The 15,755-nt window shown below is 62.5% G+C and carries 14 protein-coding genes; 8 read left to right on the top strand and 6 right to left on the bottom strand.

Annotated features, from left to right (window positions below):
• The first annotated feature begins 13 nt into the window (after positions 1-13).
• The 5 genes from hisB to hisIE all read left to right on the top strand — a co-directional run bounded on the left by hisB (position 14) and on the right by hisIE (position 4,124).
• On the top strand, positions 14-1,114 hold the full coding sequence (gene hisB / locus LJ737_RS17630; RefSeq protein ID WP_227768066.1) for a bifunctional histidinol-phosphatase/imidazoleglycerol-phosphate dehydratase HisB: 1,101 nt from the start codon (positions 14-16) through the stop codon (positions 1,112-1,114).
• A gap of 134 nt (positions 1,115-1,248) precedes the next feature.
• A complete protein-coding gene (gene hisH, locus LJ737_RS17625; RefSeq protein ID WP_227768065.1) occupies positions 1,249-1,836 on the top strand; it encodes an imidazole glycerol phosphate synthase subunit HisH in 588 nt (195 codons plus the stop codon).
• A complete protein-coding gene (hisA, locus tag LJ737_RS17620) occupies positions 1,837-2,553 on the top strand; it encodes a 1-(5-phosphoribosyl)-5-[(5-phosphoribosylamino)methylideneamino]imidazole-4-carboxamide isomerase (protein WP_227768064.1) in 717 nt (238 codons plus the stop codon).
• A 78-nt stretch (positions 2,554-2,631) separates the two neighbouring features.
• Positions 2,632-3,390: an imidazole glycerol phosphate synthase subunit HisF gene (gene hisF, locus LJ737_RS17615; protein ID WP_227768063.1), complete on the top strand. Its 759-nt coding sequence runs from the start codon at positions 2,632-2,634 to the stop codon at positions 3,388-3,390.
• Positions 3,391-3,482: 92 nt separating this feature from the next.
• Positions 3,483-4,124, top strand: coding sequence for a bifunctional phosphoribosyl-AMP cyclohydrolase/phosphoribosyl-ATP diphosphatase HisIE (hisIE, locus tag LJ737_RS17610; protein WP_227768062.1), 642 nt, complete (start codon positions 3,483-3,485; stop codon positions 4,122-4,124).
• A 23-nt stretch (positions 4,125-4,147) separates the two neighbouring features.
• Here the strand turns inward: hisIE and LJ737_RS17605 are convergent, their stop codons facing one another.
• Both LJ737_RS17605 and LJ737_RS17600 read right to left on the bottom strand, forming a co-directional pair.
• Positions 4,148-4,765 (bottom strand): DUF3575 domain-containing protein, encoded by a 618-nt coding sequence (locus LJ737_RS17605; RefSeq protein WP_227768061.1) that lies wholly within the window; start codon positions 4,763-4,765, stop codon positions 4,148-4,150.
• Positions 4,766-4,823: 58 nt separating this feature from the next.
• Complete coding sequence (locus tag LJ737_RS17600; RefSeq protein WP_227768060.1) at positions 4,824-5,465, bottom strand: hypothetical protein; 642 nt, start codon at positions 5,463-5,465, stop codon at positions 4,824-4,826.
• Positions 5,466-5,645: 180 nt separating this feature from the next.
• Between LJ737_RS17600 and LJ737_RS17595 the strand changes: the two genes are divergently transcribed.
• Together LJ737_RS17595 and LJ737_RS17590 are read left to right on the top strand one after the other, a co-directional pair.
• Positions 5,646-6,398, top strand: a complete 753-nt coding sequence (locus tag LJ737_RS17595) for a glycosyltransferase (RefSeq protein WP_227768059.1) — start codon at positions 5,646-5,648, stop codon at positions 6,396-6,398.
• A gap of 15 nt (positions 6,399-6,413) precedes the next feature.
• Positions 6,414-7,109: a lipid-A-disaccharide synthase N-terminal domain-containing protein gene (locus LJ737_RS17590; protein WP_227768058.1), complete on the top strand. Its 696-nt coding sequence runs from the start codon at positions 6,414-6,416 to the stop codon at positions 7,107-7,109.
• Between the two features lie 99 nt (positions 7,110-7,208).
• Here the strand turns inward: LJ737_RS17590 and LJ737_RS17585 are convergent, their stop codons facing one another.
• A complete protein-coding gene (locus LJ737_RS17585) occupies positions 7,209-8,186 on the bottom strand; it encodes a GDP-mannose 4,6-dehydratase (RefSeq protein WP_227768057.1) in 978 nt (325 codons plus the stop codon).
• 162 nt (positions 8,187-8,348) lie between these two features.
• Here LJ737_RS17585 and LJ737_RS17580 point away from each other — a divergent pair, with 162 nt between their 5' ends.
• Positions 8,349-10,025 (top strand): ArnT family glycosyltransferase, encoded by a 1,677-nt coding sequence (locus LJ737_RS17580; protein ID WP_227768056.1) that lies wholly within the window; start codon positions 8,349-8,351, stop codon positions 10,023-10,025.
• A gap of 98 nt (positions 10,026-10,123) precedes the next feature.
• Here the strand turns inward: LJ737_RS17580 and LJ737_RS17575 are convergent, their stop codons facing one another.
• The 3 genes from LJ737_RS17575 to gyrA form a co-directional block, all read right to left on the bottom strand.
• The gene (locus LJ737_RS17575; protein WP_227768055.1) at positions 10,124-11,119 is read right to left on the bottom strand and encodes a hypothetical protein; all 996 of its coding nucleotides are present in this window, start codon (positions 11,117-11,119) and stop codon (positions 10,124-10,126) included.
• 803 nt (positions 11,120-11,922) lie between these two features.
• A complete protein-coding gene (locus tag LJ737_RS17570; RefSeq protein WP_227768054.1) occupies positions 11,923-13,044 on the bottom strand; it encodes a tetratricopeptide repeat protein in 1,122 nt (373 codons plus the stop codon).
• Between the two features lie 68 nt (positions 13,045-13,112).
• Positions 13,113-15,659, bottom strand: a complete 2,547-nt coding sequence (gene gyrA / locus LJ737_RS17565) for a DNA gyrase subunit A (RefSeq protein WP_227768053.1) — start codon at positions 15,657-15,659, stop codon at positions 13,113-13,115.
• Between the last annotated feature and the right edge of the window lie 96 nt (positions 15,660-15,755).

The raw sequence follows: 15,755 nt of genomic DNA, 5'->3' as shown, positions 1-15,755 counted from the left end.
CTTCGCGCCTGCCATGAAAAAAGTACTCTTCATCGACCGCGACGGGACCATTCTGGTGGAACCCCAGCCCAGCCAGCAGGTCGACGCATTCGACAAGTTTCAGTTTTTGCCCGGGGCCATCACGGGCCTGGCGCGCATTGCCCGCGAGCTGGACTACGAGTTGGTGCTCGTCACCAACCAGGACGGGCTGGGCACCGCGTCCTTTCCCGAAGATACCTTCTGGCCCTGCCAGAACCTGATGCTCGACATCCTGCGCGGGGAAGGGGTGGAGTTTGCCCACAGCCACATCGACCGCAGCTTCCCCCACGAAAACCAGCCGACCCGCAAGCCCGGCCTCGGCATGCTCGGCCGCTACCTCGACCCGGCCAACGGCTACGACCTGCCGAACTCCTACGTGCTCGGCGACCGGCTCACCGATGTGCAACTGGCCGAGAACTTGGGCTGCCGGGCCATCTTGCTGGCGGAAGTGCCCGACGAGCGCGCTGCCCTGTCCACGCTGAGCTGGGACCAGATCTACCAGTTCCTGCGCCTGCCCGCCCGCACGGCCGTGGTGCAACGCGACACCAACGAAACCCAGATTCGCGTCGAGCTGAACCTGGACGGCCACGGCCGACATAGTATAAAAACCGGCCTCGGTTTTTTCGACCACATGCTCGATCAGCTGGCCAAGCACAGCGGCGTGGACCTGCTGGTACAGGTGCAGGGCGACCTGCACATCGACGAGCACCACACCATCGAAGATACCGCCATTGCCATCGGCGAAGCGTTTAACCAAGCCCTGGGAGATAAGCGGGGCCTGGCGCGCTACGGCTTCTTGCTGCCCATGGACGATGCGCTGGCCCAGGCCGCCATCGACTTTTCCGGGCGCCCCTGGCTGGTGTGGGAGGCGCAGTTTAAGCGGGAGAAAATCGGGGACATGCCGACGGAAATGTTTTACCATTTCTTCAAGAGCTTCTCCGACGCCGCCCGCTGCAACCTCAATATCAAGTGTGAGGGCGACAACGAGCACCACAAGATCGAGGCCATCTTCAAGGCGGTAGCCAAAGCCACCAAGGCTGCCCTGCAGCGGGATGCCAGCAAGATGGAAATTCCTAGTACCAAGGGTATCCTGTAGTGTTTATCCATATGTTTTAACAAATGAATAAACGGCATCTGTTGCTTGAGGACTGAGCCCGTTTAGCGGCTGAGCACGCAGGAATATTGCAGCATGCCTTATTTGTTCATTTGTTAAATAACAACTGCAAGCAAATGGAAATAGCCGTCATTGATTACAAGGGAGGCAACGTTCAGTCCGTGCTGTTTGCGCTGGAGCGACTGGGCGTGCAGGCCACGCTGACTGCGGAGCCGGAACAAATCCGCCGGGCCGACAAGGTCATTTTCCCCGGCGAGGGCGAAGCGGCCTCGGCCATGCGCGAGCTGCGCGCCCAGGGCCTCGATCAACTGCTGCCCACGCTCACGCAACCCTTTCTGGGCGTGTGCTTGGGCATGCAGTTGCTGGGGCGCCACAGCGAAGAAGGCGACACCAAGCTGCTCGGCATTCTGCCCTTCGAGGTGAAGCGCTTCCAGCCCGACGCCCAGCACAAAGTGCCGCACATGGGGTGGAACACCTTGCGCCAACTTCGGTCCCCGTTGTTCCGCGGCTTGCGCGAGGAGGACTACGTCTACTTCGTGCACAGCTACTACGCGCCGGTGGGCACCTACACCATTGCCGAAGGGGCCCACCCGGCTCCCTTCAGCGCGGCCGTGCAGCACCAGAACTTCTACGCCGTGCAGTTTCACGCCGAGAAAAGCGGCTCCGTGGGCACGCGCATCCTCCAAAACTTCCTCGACCTGTAAATGGACATCATTCCCGCCATCGACCTCATCGGGGGCCAGTGCGTGCGCCTGACCGAGGGCGACTTCGCCCAGCAAACCACCTACGACTCCGACCCCTTGGCCGTGGCCCAGCGCTTTGAGCAGCACGGCCTGCGCCGCCTGCACCTGGTCGACCTCGACGGGGCCCGGGCCAAGCGCCCGGTCAACCTGCCCGTGCTCGAGCGCATTGCCCGGCACACCTCGCTCGTCATCGACTTCGGCGGGGGGCTGCAGCAGGAGCAGGCCGTGCGGCAAGCCTTTGATGCCGGCGCGGCCCAGATTACGGCCGGCAGCATTGCCGTGCGGGAGCCCGCCACGGTGCAGCACTGGCTGCAGACCTTCGGCCCGGAACGCATTATCGTCGGGGCGGATTTTCGCGACCAGCGCATTGCCATCAACGCCTGGGCCGAGCAGTCGGAGCGGACGGTGCAGGAGTTTGTGGCCGAGTACCTGGCTGCCGGCGCCCGCACCTTCGTGTGCACCGACGTGAGCAAGGACGGCAAACTGCAGGGCCCCGCGCTGGGGCCGTACCAGGCCTTGCGCGCCGCGCTGCCGGCGGCCCAGTTGGTGGCCAGCGGGGGCGTGACCACCGTGGCCGACCTGGAAGCCCTGGCCGCACTGGGTATGCACGGTGCCATCGTCGGCAAAGCCATTTACGAAGGCACCATCAGTCTGCCGGAGTTGGCCCGATTCGTCTAGGTGCAGCAGAAGCGCGGGCAAGACGCCCCAAGCTACTGCCTGCGCAGTACTTCATTCACTCCTTGACTTTAGATACCGTTGCTAACCAAACGCATCATTCCCTGCCTCGACGTAAAGGACGGCCGCACCGTAAAGGGAGTCCGCTTCGAGGGCCTGCGCGACGCGGGCGACCCGGTGGCCCTGGCCGCGCAGTACGCCCGGCAAGGCGCCGACGAGCTGGTGTTCCTCGACATCACGGCCACCAACCAGAAGCGGCAGACGCTGGTGGCCCTCGTGCGCGACGTGGCCCGCGAGCTGGACATTCCCTTCACCGTGGGCGGCGGCATCTCGGCCGTGGCCGACGTGGAAGCCCTGCTGCTCAACGGCGCCGACAAAGTATCCATCAACTCCGCCGCGCTGCAGCGCCCCGAGCTGATTGACGAGCTGGCCGGCCGCTTTGGCTCCCAGTGCATCGTGGTGGCCGTGGACGCGCGCCACACGGCCGAAGCCGGCTGGCAGGTGTACACCCGGGCCGGTACCCAGGCCACCGGCCGCGACGCGGTGCAGTGGTGCCGGGAGGCGGCCGAGCGCGGGGCAGGGGAGTTGCTGCTCACCTCCATGAGCCACGACGGCACCAAGGACGGCTTTGCCCTGGACGTGACCGGAGCCGTGTGCGCCGCCGTCACCGTGCCGGTTATTGCCTCCGGGGGCGCCGGCCGTATGGAGCATTTCACCGACGTGTTTCAGCGCGCCGGGGCGGACGCGGGCTTGGCGGCCAGCATCTTTCACTTCGGCGAAATCGGTATTCCAGAACTCAAGCGCCACCTGCAGAGCGCAGGCATTCCGGTTAGATTGTAAACTATATTACTTAATGCATGCTCAATATTGTAATTTAATTTACTAATTAGGTATTGTATTGATAATGAGTAACGCAATCAACTTTTCCAGCCATGATTCTCGACTTTGATAAAATGGACGGCCTGATTCCAGCCGTCGTGCAGGACGCCGATACGGGGCAGGTGCTCATGCTCGGTTACGTCAACGCAGAAGCGCTGCGCCACACCGAGCAGACCGGCCGCGTGACCTTCTTCTCGCGCTCCAAAAACCGGCTGTGGACCAAGGGCGAAACCAGCGGGCACTACCTGACCGTGGTCAGCCTGCACCCCGACTGCGACCAAGACGCGCTGCTCATCCGCGCCCGGCCCGATGGCCCCACTTGTCACCGCGGCACCACCAGTTGCTTTGAGCAAACCGAGCAGACGGCTTTGCCCACGGCGCCGGTGAGCTTCCTGGCCGAGCTGGAGCGTTTGGTGCAGCGGCGGCAGCAGCACCCAGAAGAAGAACCGAATTCCTACACGGCGAAGCTGTTCCAGCGCGGGCTGCCCAAAATTGCGCAGAAAGTCGGGGAGGAGGCCGTGGAAACCGTCATCGATGCGGTGGCCGGCAACACCGCGGGCCTGCGGGGCGAAGCGGCCGATTTGCTTTACCACCTGCTGGTGCTGCTGACCGCCTCGGGCCTCAGCCTCGACGACGTGGTGCAGGTGCTGCGGCAGCGGCACACCACCATTGCGGCGGGCGAACGGCGCGAATAGCGGGCCGCCCGCCGCATGGGTGATTAGAACCGGTAGCCGAGCTGCAGGCCCGCTGAGGCCCGTAGGAAGCCCGGGGAAAGGAGAGCCGTTGTGCGGTACAAGACATCCTGTTGCAGGCCCAGGTAGGTATCCAGGCTTAAGCGCTGGCCCAGGGCCCACTGCCGGCCCAGCCGCAGCTGCGGCGACAGCGTGAAGCGTCGCGTGCGCACCTCGCCACTGCCGCCGGCCGTGACGGTGGTGTGGGAGTCGTAGTAATGGCCTTGCAGGCCCAGGCCGGCGTACCAGCCGATCTGGGCCGGATGCTGGCTGGAGAAGTAGTAGCGGCCGTGCACGGTGGCCACCACCTGCCGCTGCCGGTAGTTGCTGCGGTAGCTGTACACGCTGTCGGGGCGCGCCACGTAGTCGTAGCCGCTGACGCCGGCATACGCCTTGTAGCCGGCGCTGGCCTCCAGGGTGAAGCGGCTGGTCAACTGCGCTTCGTAGGCCAGCGTGGGCAGCAGCCCGACCTTTCCGCTCGTGGCGTGGAGGCCAAGCTTGACGTGGTGGGTACGGGCCGGGGTCGGGCCAACCGGGGCCTGGGCGTGGGCCGCCTGGACGATGAGCAGCGCGGCGGCGCTGTTCAGAATTGCACGGAGATGCATATAGGATAGAGTGAAAGAGGGTAGGAATGCAACACGCACGGCTCGGGCGCCAGCGGCGTCAGAGCCGGTAGCCCACCTGCAGGGCCAGGCCGGCGCCCAGCCGGGCGAAGAAGAACCGGTCGGCAGTCGGGGCGTAGACGCCGGCGGCGGTAAACGTGTAGTGCGGCTCGGTGCCCAGGTCCAGCTCCGGGCCGAAGTTCGCATCAAAGGTCAGGCGCGGGCCCAATTGCCACTGGCGGCCGATGCGCAACTGCAGGGCCTGCTCGTGGCGAAAGGCGCGTTCGGTGCGCCCCGCGTCGTAGCGGTAGCGGGTCCAGTGGCCGCGCAACTGCGCGCCGACTCCGGCGTACCAGCCGATCAAGGCCGGTTTCTGCGCTTGCAGGTAGCGGCGCACCTGCACCTGCAGCGCCGCGCGCTGCGAGCGGCGCTGAAACTGGTCCTGCAGCACGGCGAGGCCGGAAGTGGAATCGAGCCCGAACGAGCGGGCGCCGCGCTGGGCGGCGGTCCAGTAGCCCGCCGTGGCCTGCAGACTGTAGCGCGGGCCCAGCTTCCGCTCGTAGCTGATGCCGGCGGTTTCGTTGGAGTAAATGCCGAGCTTAAGAGCTTGGCGGGGCGGCGCGGGGGCGGTTACCTGCGCCGTGGCCTGGGCAAGGCCGGCCAGTGGCAACAGGGCTGCCAGGGCCAGGGGAAAAAGCTTCACGGACGATGCAGGGATAAATGGTATACAGAACGGGCTAAACAACGCCGTCCTGGGCCGGTTTCGTATGGCAATAATACGCGTCCCGCATCTCCAGTCCCAACTTCCTGGCCCGGCCCGGCGTAGAGCCGCCACGCGGCCGCCCGAAATCCTGGCTACCTTGCGCGCCGTTTTACCCTTTCTATGTCCGACCACGCCCCTTACCTGGCCACGCAGTCGCTGACCGTGCTCGTCCCCGTGTACAACGAAGAGGAGAGCCTGCGGCAATTCGTGGTGGAGATGAACAAGTACCTGGAACTAGCGCCGGTGGCCACCACCGTGCTCTTCGTCAACGACGGGTCCACCGACGGCTCCTTGGCCATCCTGCGCGACATCTGCCGCCACGATTCGCGCTACGAATTCATCTCGCTGGCCCAAAACCGCGGCCTGAGCACGGCCATCAAGGCCGGCATCGACCACGCCCGCGGCACGCTGGTTGGCTACATCGACTCCGACATCCAGACCACGCCCCTGGATTTTGTGGAGCTGCTGCGGTTCTTCCCCGAGTACGACATGGTCACCGGCATCCGGGCCAAGCGCCAGGACTCGGCCGTGAAGCTGCTCTCCTCGAAAATTGCCAACAACTTCCGCCGTTTGATGATCAACGACGGCATTGTGGACACGGGCTGTCCGCTGAAGATTCTCAAGACCGAGTACGCCCGCCGCATTCCGCTCTTCCACGGGATGCACCGCTTCCTCGGGGCCCTGGTGCAGCTGCAGGGCGGCAAGGTCAAGCAACTGCCCGTGCGCCACTTCCCGCGCTTTGCCGGCACGGCCAAGTACAACCTTTGGAACCGCCTCTGGAAGCCTTTGGTCGACACGTTTGGGTACCGCTGGATCCGCTCGCGCTGGAAGAACTACGAAATCGGGGAGAAGCACCACCAATCCGCGGCCTAAGCGCCCGCCGCCGCCATGAAAACCGAAACCGTCGCGCTGCTGATCGGTCTGACCTCGCAGCTGCTCTTTTCGAGCCGCATTGTGCTGCAGTGGGTGCAGAGCGAGCGGGCCAAACGGGTGCTGGTGCCCACCCTGTTTTGGCAGATCAGCCTGATTTCGTCGTTTCTGATGATACTCTACGGCATGCTGCGCCACGACCCGGTGATTCTGGGCGCGCAGCTCATCAGCTACGGCATCTACATCCGCAACCTGCAGCTGCTGGGCGAGTGGCGCAAGCTGAACCAGTGGTTCCGGGCCGGGGCGTACGTGTTTCCGCTGGCCGTGTTGGCTTGGTTTGTGGTCGGCAACCAGCACTTCAGCCTCCAGCAAATGCTGCGCACGCGCATTCCGGGCGGCGTGCTGGCCCTGGGCGCCGTCGGGCAAACCATTTTCCTGCTGCGGTTCGTCTACCAGTGGATCTACTCCGAGCGCAAGGGCGAGTCGGTGCTGCCGCTGGGCTTCTGGGTGGTCAGCTTCGTGGGCTCGGTGCTGATTCTGACTTACGCCGTGTTGCGCCGGCCCGTCGACGTGGTGCTCATCGTCGGCAACGTGTTCGGCACGGTGGTGTACGCCCGCAACATCGTGCTGCTACGCCGCGAACTGCGCCGCCCGCCCAGCCCGGAGTCCGCCGACGCGGCTTTGAATCCGGAACAGGCCGCGGCTCCCGGTTAAGCCGGTCACCTCTGTCGCTTCTGCCTATTGTCCCCAAACGCCAGCGGGCCGGATACTCATCCGGCCCGCTGGCGTTTGTTCGTGACGGAAAGGGGGGCGTTAGTCGCCGGTTTCGTCGAGCCAAGCCACAAACTGCCGCAGGCCGTCGGCCAGGGTTGTCTGGGGCGCGTAGCCGAGCAGGGACTGGGCCTTGCGGATGTCGGCGAAAGTCACGTCCACGTCGCCGGCCTGCATGGGCAGGAATTCCAGCTGGGCCTCCACGCCCACGGCCGCGGCCACGGCCCGAATCAGCTCCAGCAAGGGCACCGGGCGGTTGTTGCCCAGGTTCACGGTTTCGTAGACGCCCTCGTGCGCGAGCAGGTAGCGTACGCCGCGCACCACCCCGTCCACCGTGTCGGCCACGAAGGTGTAGTCGCGGGCCGTCGACCCGTCGCCGTACACCGGAATGGGCTGGCCCGCACGCAGCAGCCGCGCAAACTTGTGGATGGCCAGGTCGGGGCGTTGCCGGGGGCCGTACACGGTAAAGAACCGCGCGTTGAGCACGTTGAGCCGGTAGAGGTGGTGGTAGGTGTAGGTCAGCTCCTCGCCGGCCAGCTTGGTGGTAGCGTAGGGCGAAATACACGCTTGCTGCAGTTGCTCTTCCTCGTTGAAGGGCAGCTGACGGGTGTTGCCGTACACCGAGGAGGAGGAGGCAAACAGCAACCGGCCGATGCCGCGCTGCCGCAGCCATTCCAGCAGGTGGCCGGTGGCCAGCACATTGTTGTCGAGGTAGGCCAGGGGCTCTTTCACCGACGGCCCCACGCCGGCTTTGGCGGCCAGGTGCACCACCACGTCGGGGGTATCGGCGGGGGCGGGCCAGGCCGCCTCCAGGGCCGCGGCGCCGGCGCGCAGGTCCAGCTCCCGGAACTCAAACCGCGGATCGGCTAGCAAGGGCCGCAAATTGCGCTCCTTCAGGGCGCGGTCGTAAAATGGATCGAAGTTGTCGAGGCCCACCACGCGAAACCCGTCGGCGAGCAGGCGCTGACACAGGTGGGAGCCAATAAAACCTGCGCAACCGGTGACAAGAACCGTGGGCATACAGTGGAGCAGCAATGAAACAAAGACAGCGCCCGCGGCGTGGGCCGGGCAGCCCGGCCGCGGGAATGGCGGGCAAAGGTAGCCGAAAAGCCGCCCCGCCGCGCCCCGCATACGTAGCTTTAGCCCGGCAGGGCCGTATACGCTCCCACTTTTACTAGACGTATGGCTGATTCTTTTCTGAGCGCTGCGGGGTGGCCGCGGCCGTGGGTGCAGTGGGCGGTGCTGGGCGTGGTGTTGGGAATAGGGTTGTTTGTGCGCCTCGACGCGCCGGAAATCGGGCTCATGGAAGCCCGCAACTTCGTGGCCGCCCGCGAAATTCACGCCGGCGGCTCGTGGCTGCTGCCCACCATGAACGGCGAGCTGCGCCTGGCCAAACCCCCGTTGCCCACCTGGCTGGTGGCCGCGGTGATGCACCTGACGGGCTCGACCACCGATCTGGGCCTGCTGCGGCTGCCCTCGGCCGTGGGGGCCTGCCTGCTGGTGCTCTTCTTTTGGGCCCTGGCCCGGCGCCTGACGCCGCCCGCCGATCAGGGCCGCACGGCCTGGTTGAGCGCGGTGGTGCTGGCCAGTAGCCTGCTGCTGCTCACCGCCGGGCGCGACGGCAACGGCTGGGACATCTATTGTTACTGCTTGATGACCGGGGCGCTGGCCGCGGGCCTGCGGGGCTTGCAAGCCCGCGGGCGGGGGTGGGGCTGGTTTGGCGCCGCCGGCTTGCTGATTGCCCTCTCGGTGCTCAGCAAAGGCCCCGTGGCGCCCTACGGCATGCTGCTGCCCTTTCTGCTGGCCTACGCCTGGCGCGGCGACCGGTCCGCCCTGCGCCGCCAATGGCCGGGCGTGGTCCTGATGGTAGGAGTGGGGCTGTTGCTGGGTTGTGTGTGGCCCTTGTACGTCCTCAGCCAGCACCTGCACGAAGCCAGTCAGGTGGCGCAGACCGAATCCACTTCCTGGGCCAACCGCCACGTGCAGCCGATCTGGTTTTACAGCAGTTTCCCGGTCTTTATGGGGTTCTGGGCGCTGGCCTCGCTGGCGGCCCTGGTATGGCCGTACGCAGCCCCGCGCATTCGGCCCTATGCCCCGTACGCCTTGCTGCTGGCCTGGGTGGGGGCCACGTTGTTGCTGTTGAGCTTGGTGCCCGAAAAGAAAGAGCGGTATCTGTTGCCCGTGCTGCCGCCCCTGGCTTTGCTGACCGGCGGCTTGCTGCGGTACTGGCTGAATCCGGCCCGCCCGTACACCCGGGCCGATACATGGTTGTTGCGCGGCTGGGTGGGGGTGGTGGTGGCGGTGTTGCTAGCCTTGCCGCTGGCCTTGCGCTTTGTGGGCCTGGCTAGTTTTGCCCCCGCGTCCAGTCGGTACTGGATAACCTCCCTGCTGGCGCTGGCCGGAGCGGCGCTGGTGGGCTGGCGCTGGGTTCGCGGCCAACTGCCGCAAGCAGCAGTGGTGGGGACCCTGGCAGTGGTGTTGCTGGCCAGCGGCCTGCTGATGCCGGCCTATCCGCAATGGCAGCGCCGCCGCGACGACCCGGGCCTGCGCCCGTTGGCGCAACTGGTACGGGAGCGGCCCGCTTTGCGCCAGCTGCCGGTGTATAGCCTGGGGGAGATGCAGATCAAATGGATCTGGGCGGCCGGACGCGTGGTGCCGCAGTGGGACGCGGGCGCCGACTCCCTGCCGCTGCGGCAGCTGCCCGCGCTGGTGTACGCCCCGGCGCGTGGTGCATCGCCTTTCCCGGCGGCGCTGGCGCGCCGGTTCCGGGTCGTCACTGTCGACAGCTTTGATCTAAGCCACCAGTTTGCCGACGGGCGGTGGTACGTAACGGAAATCAGCCGACGGCCTCGACCTTAGTTAACATAATAATGTTCCAGGAGCGGGGCGCCTGCAACAGCGGCGGGTGAGGGCAGAGGAACGTATCGGTTCCGGGCCCACACCCGCCGCCACTCATTTTACCCCAGCCGCTGCAGGTGCTTCCGGATTTTTTCCAGTAGAGCTTGGACAATGAGCAAGTCCGCATCTTCCTGCACAGAAAGTTGGGTGTCCAGGCCCGGTCCGGTAATGCGAATGGTATAAAGCGCGCCCTGACCATTTGCTGCACCCGGCGTTGGCACGGCTATCGGTACATGACTGCCGGTGGCCGGAAGACTGGGTTCAGGGGCAGGTACAAGCGGCGGTTGTTGGGAAGTGCTGGTGGGCGCAGTGGCGGGAACCGGCGCCGGAGGGGCCTGTTCAGCACCTACTGTCGGTACATAGTTGCTGGGGGGAATAGACTGCGGAGGAGCCAGTCCGAAGAGGTCTGCCACTGCGTCGTCCGAAAAGGTAGGCGCGGCAATACTGGGCGCTGGCATGCGGACTACTGCCGGTGCATCTACCAAAGGGGCGCTGAGCGTGATTGTTCCGGCATCTTGGGGGAATATGTTCACGTTCATGCCGGGGCTGGCCAGTTCCCGGCGTGGATTGGCTTTGGCCAGCAGGTCGATGTCAGCAATAAAGTTGCGCTCATCCAGAATGTCGACCATCCGGGCTCCTTCCACAAACGCTTTGGCAACGTTCTGTGCATTGATTTCCTCCACGTCGAATTCCCGCACGAGCATCACGTCAAACATGTGCACCGGTAATTCCCGGTTGCGGAACTTCCGACAGATGTGGGCAAAGAGCGGAGGATGTAGAAACGCCTCGCGGTGGTAGATTTTCTCTTCCTCTTTGTCATAGGCATTCTTGATGCGGCGGAAAAGATTGGTGGTGGTCAGCATTTCCCGCTTGCTGGTCAAGAGGCCAAACTTTACCGCAGAACCAAGAATAGCTTTGAAACTCCCGCTGACCTTGCGGTTAAGCTTACGTGCGCAAGCTTCGATGGAGCATTTGCCCCCCGTGTCATCAACAACTTCTGCTACTTCCCAGGCGGAGAGGTAACTCGTTCGTGGGTACTCTATGGTTTTGGGCATGGTATATATACGGGTGAGTAAATGCTAGGTAGTCAATAATAGTATAATAAAGTGCATAAAGTATAAAAAAGTATATGCCTTTTTAAACTTTTTATGCTTTTTTATACTATGTGATACCTTGCTGATAATACCACTATACACAACAAAAAGAAATCTATCTAACAGAAGGGGCGGGGCAGGGAAGAAAGGGAGGGAAGGAAGGAGAGGCCCGTACATGCCGCTATTGGCTAAAGCCTTGAATGATTGTTCCCCAAGACCGTTAAATGAACTGATCAATGGCAAGCATCATAAAACGCTTAAAATCCATTAAAGAATCAAAGCACGGCGACACTCTATAGAATATACAGGCACGAGAATATCACATCACAATACTAGTTGCCCAAGTATTGCTGCAATAGCGGCAGAAACTTAGAAGTAGAGTAATAACTAAACTAAGGCGGATCTGAAAATTCACCTGGGCAGCTAGCTAACCAAGGAATATATGTCACGAACAACAGCAAAGGTTTAGTGATAATGACAACGCCTGGGTTTCGGTAACCGGTGGGCCCGACGACGCCCAGGGCCAATACGCCGTCCGGGATGCGCGTGCACAGCGTCTGTTGCAGGTGGAGTACTGGTTGCCGACTACAACTTACGTGACATACCCACGCAGGGCCTTAGCAGCCTGGGTAGCAACCACCGCCAACACACAATGGACAGCGCCTAGCTACCATATTGTTTTGTGTTATAATTTATATTATGTTAAGTAATGGTTTTTAATATACGCCCAAGTCACCTTGGGCGTATATTTTATTCCTACCCTACTACTTCATCAGGCGCTCAGCATCTGCTTTGCGCCCAACCGTCGTGTAAGCTTTTTGCAACGCGCTACGTACGCCAGCGTCGTCTGCCTTGAGTTGCATTGCAGCTTCAAAGTACGGGATGGCTTGTTCCATGTACTTCTTGCCGTCAACTTCCATTTTCTTGCCTTTGGCCTGGTACGTCTTCAGATCCATCTTGTTGACGACCTTGAAGATGTCTGCACCCTTGTTGTAGTAGTACACGCCCAGGTTATACTGCGAGTCGAAGTTCTTTGGATCCAGCTCAATGGCCTTCTTATGAGCCGCTAAAGCATCTTCCGGCCGTTTGCTTTGCTCGTACACCGAACCCAGCACCGAGTACAAGTTGGAATTGTTCGGGTCGGCCGCAATGGCTTTCTGGATTTTGTCGATGGCTTCCGGGCCGCGGCCCGAACTCAGTGCCATGTTCAGATCTTCCAGCAAGAACGTCTTATTGGTCGGATATGCCTGCAGCGCTTGCTGCACCACGCGCCGAGCTTCAGCTTCGTTGTTTTCCTGGCGGGCAATACGCAACAGACGGTCGTACAACTGCGGCGATTTGTAATTGATGGCCACCAGCTTGTTGTAATTCTCCTTGGCCGACGGAATGTCTTGTTTGGCCTCCGCAGCGTAAGCAGCATACAGCAGCGCCGTGGTGTCCTGCGGACGAATCTGCTGGGCCATGCGATACGAGTTCAACGCTTCGTCGTATTTCTGGGCGTTGTAGTTCTCCACGCCGGCGTTAAGCGCCATGCCGTACAGGTTATCAAGGCGCGTGGTGGCTTGCTTGCCGTAGTCGCTGTCTTTGCCTTCCAGCGAAATGGCCTTCTGATACGATTCAAAAGCGGTTTTCGCCCCTTCACCGGGTTGCAGCGCCTTGCCGTAGATCGGGCTCTGCGCCATGCCCTCGTAAATCTCCCCGCGCACGTACCAAGTCTTGGCTTTGTCCGAGGTCTTCGGATTGGTAATGGCCTTGTCGATTTCCGTGCGGGCTTTGTCCAGCGTACCGTTTTTCTGCAGCAGCTGTGCATTGTTCACGGCCGAGTTTTGCGCAACGGCGGCATGCATGGCCAACGCCGGCAAAATCGTCAGAAAGGTCTTTTTCATGGGAATGAAAAGAGTGGGAAACTATGGTTGAGAGAATTCGTGCAAAAACGGGAAACCCCGGCGCCGGGTTATTCGGCGCCGGAGGTTTCGTCGTTGAGAGTAGGCTCAGCAGCCGAGTCGTCGGACTCCCCTGCCGCTGGCACTTCAGCCAGCTCCGCCCCGAGCTCTTTGTCGTCGGCAGCTACTTTGGCCACCGACGAAATTTCGTCGCCCTCGCTGATTTTGATCAGGCGCACGCCCTGCGTAGCCCGGCCAATCGACCGTACGTCGGCCACGCGCAGGCGGATGGTGAGGCCTGAGCGGTTGATGATCATCAGGTCGTCGTCGTCATTAACGTCCTTAATAGACACCAGCGAACCGGTCTTCTCGGTAATCTTCAGGGTGCTTACACCCTTGGCCCCGCGGTTGGTGATGCGGTAGTCGTCGATGGGGCTGCGCTTGCCGTAGCCGTTTTCCGACACCACCAGCAGTTCCTTGTTCGGATCGGCCAGGCAGACCATGCCGACCACGCGGTCGTCGCCTTCCTCCGATAAGGTAATGCCGCGTACCCCGGCAGCCGTACGGCCCATCGGGCGCACGTTTTCCTCGTTGAAGCGCACGGCGCGGCCCAATTTCGAGGCTAGAATAACTTCGCTGCTGCCCGTGGTGAGCTGCACGTCGAGCAACCGGTCGCCCTCGTTGATGGTAATGGCGTTGATGCCGGCGGCACGCGGACGCGAGTAGGCTTCGAGCGTGGTTTTCTTCACCGTGCCCTGCTCGGTGCAGAACATCAGGTAGTTGTTCTGGGCGTAGTCCGGGTCGCGCAGGTCGCGCACGTTCAGCACCGAGCGCACCGGGTCGTCGGCCAGCTCCGGAATCAGGTTCTGAATCGGACGGCCTTTGGCGGCTTTGCCACCCTCGGGCAGTTCATAGGCCTTTTTCCAGAACAGACGGCCGCCCTCGGTGAAGAGCAGCAGGAAGTCGTGGGTCGAGGCGACGAACAGGTGCTCGGTGAAGTCCGTGTCCTTGGTCGAGACGCCCTTCGCTCCTACGCCGCCGCGGCCCTGCGCCCGGTACTCGTCGAGCGAGGTGCGCTTGATGTAGCCTTCGTTGGAGATGGTAATGACCATCGACTCCTCGGCAATCAGCGACTCAAAGTCGATTTCGCCGCCGGCGTACTCGATTTCCGTCCGGCGCGAATCGCCGTACCGGTCGCGGACGTCCTGCAGCTCCTGGCGGATGATGTCGCGTTGCATCTCGGGCGACTCCAGCACGGCCTTCAGGTGGTCGATGAGCTTCATCAGCTCGTTGTACTCGTTCACGATTTTGTCGCGCTCCAGGCCGGTCAGGCGCTGCAGGCGCATATCGAGAATGGCCCGGGCCTGCACGTCGCTCAGGGCGAAGCGCTCGATGAGTTGGGTGCGGGCCAACTCCGGGTCGCGCGAGGCCCGGATGATGGCAATGACCTCGTCGAGGTGGTCCAGGGCGATAAGCAGACCTTCCAGGATGTGGGCCCGCTTCTGCGCCTCCGCAAGCTCAAAGCGCGTGCGGCGCACGATAACGTCGCCGCGGTGCTCCACGAAGTAGTGGATCAGGTCTTTGAGGTTGAGCGTCATCGGGCGGCCTTTCACCAGGGCCACGTTGTTGACGCCGAACGTCGACTGCAGCTGGGTGTACTTGAACAGGTTGTTCAAGACCACCTGCGGCACCGCGTCGCGCTTCAAATCGTACACGATGCGCATGCCGTCGCGGTCCGATTCGTCACGCAGGTCGGCAATGCCCTCAATTTTCTTCTCGTTGATCAGCTCCGCCGTGCGCTGAATCATGGCCGCCTTGTTGACCATGTAGGGCACTTCGGTGACGATGATCTGCTCCTTGCCCGAAGGCGTGGTTTCAAACTGCGCCTTGGCGCGCATCACGATGCGGCCGCGGCCGGTTTCCAAGGCCTGGCGCACGCCTTCGTAGCCGTAAATCACGCCGCCCGTGGGGAAGTCCGGCGCTTTTACGTACTCCATCAGCTCCTGCACGGTGATGTCGGGGTTGGCCAGGTAGGCCACGATGCCGTCGACAACTTCCGTCAGGTTGTGCGGGGCCATGTTGGTGGCCATGCCCACGGCAATGCCCGAGGAGCCGTTAACCAGCAGGTTGGGGAATTTAGCCGGCATCACCGACGGCTCTTCCAGCGAGTCGTCGAAGTTGGGCTGGAAGTCCACCGTGTCCTTGTCCAGGTCGCCGAGCAGCTCGTCGGCTAGGCGCTTGAGGCGGGCTTCGGTGTAACGCATAGCGGCCGGCGAGTCGCCGTCGATGGAACCGAAGTTGCCCTGGCCGTCGACGAGCGGGTAACGCAGGGACCAGTCCTGGGCCATGCGCACCATGGTGTCGTACACCGAGGAGTCGCCGTGGGGGTGGTATTTGCCGAGCACCTCGCCCACGATACGGGCGCTCTTTTTGTGGGCTTTGGTGTAGGATACGCCCAGTTCCGACATGCCGTAGAGCACGCGGCGGTGCACGGGTTTGAGGCCGTCGCGCACGTCGGGCAGGGCTCGGGAGATGATGACGGACATCGAGTAATCGATGTACGCGCCGCGCATCTCGTCCTCAATGTTGATGGGAATGATTTTTTCGCCTTCAGCCATTAGTCAAAACGAAAGGCCCGCGGCACCCCCAAAACGAGGGCCGCAGACGCCGGATGTGAAGTGGTATTTAAGTGGGCAAGATACCGAAAAAAGGCC

Origin of the sequence: Hymenobacter sp. 15J16-1T3B (assembly GCF_020711235.1) — a bacterium.
In the GTDB taxonomy this organism is placed as follows: Bacteria; Bacteroidota; Bacteroidia; order Cytophagales; family Hymenobacteraceae; genus Solirubrum.
The sequence above is the reverse complement of the archived record's forward strand: the minus strand, read 5'-3'. Positions and strand labels throughout refer to the sequence as shown.

Coding starts and splice junctions, on each gene's coding strand:
- hisA (WP_227768064.1), top strand. CDS start 1,837: ATGGACATCATTCCCGCCATCGACCTCATCGGGGGCCAGTGCGTGCGC.
- LJ737_RS17570 (WP_227768054.1), bottom strand. CDS start 13,044: ATGAAAAAGACCTTTCTGACGATTTTGCCGGCGTTGGCCATGCATGCC.
- LJ737_RS17575 (WP_227768055.1), bottom strand. CDS start 11,119: ATGCCCAAAACCATAGAGTACCCACGAACGAGTTACCTCTCCGCCTGG.
- hisH (WP_227768065.1), top strand. CDS start 1,249: ATGGAAATAGCCGTCATTGATTACAAGGGAGGCAACGTTCAGTCCGTG.
- hisIE (WP_227768062.1), top strand. CDS start 3,483: ATGATTCTCGACTTTGATAAAATGGACGGCCTGATTCCAGCCGTCGTG.
- LJ737_RS17580 (WP_227768056.1), top strand. CDS start 8,349: ATGGCTGATTCTTTTCTGAGCGCTGCGGGGTGGCCGCGGCCGTGGGTG.
- LJ737_RS17585 (WP_227768057.1), bottom strand. CDS start 8,186: ATGCCCACGGTTCTTGTCACCGGTTGCGCAGGTTTTATTGGCTCCCAC.
- gyrA (WP_227768053.1), bottom strand. CDS start 15,659: ATGGCTGAAGGCGAAAAAATCATTCCCATCAACATTGAGGACGAGATG.
- LJ737_RS17605 (WP_227768061.1), bottom strand. CDS start 4,765: ATGCATCTCCGTGCAATTCTGAACAGCGCCGCCGCGCTGCTCATCGTC.
- hisB (WP_227768066.1), top strand. CDS start 14: ATGAAAAAAGTACTCTTCATCGACCGCGACGGGACCATTCTGGTGGAA.
- LJ737_RS17590 (WP_227768058.1), top strand. CDS start 6,414: ATGAAAACCGAAACCGTCGCGCTGCTGATCGGTCTGACCTCGCAGCTG.
- LJ737_RS17595 (WP_227768059.1), top strand. CDS start 5,646: ATGTCCGACCACGCCCCTTACCTGGCCACGCAGTCGCTGACCGTGCTC.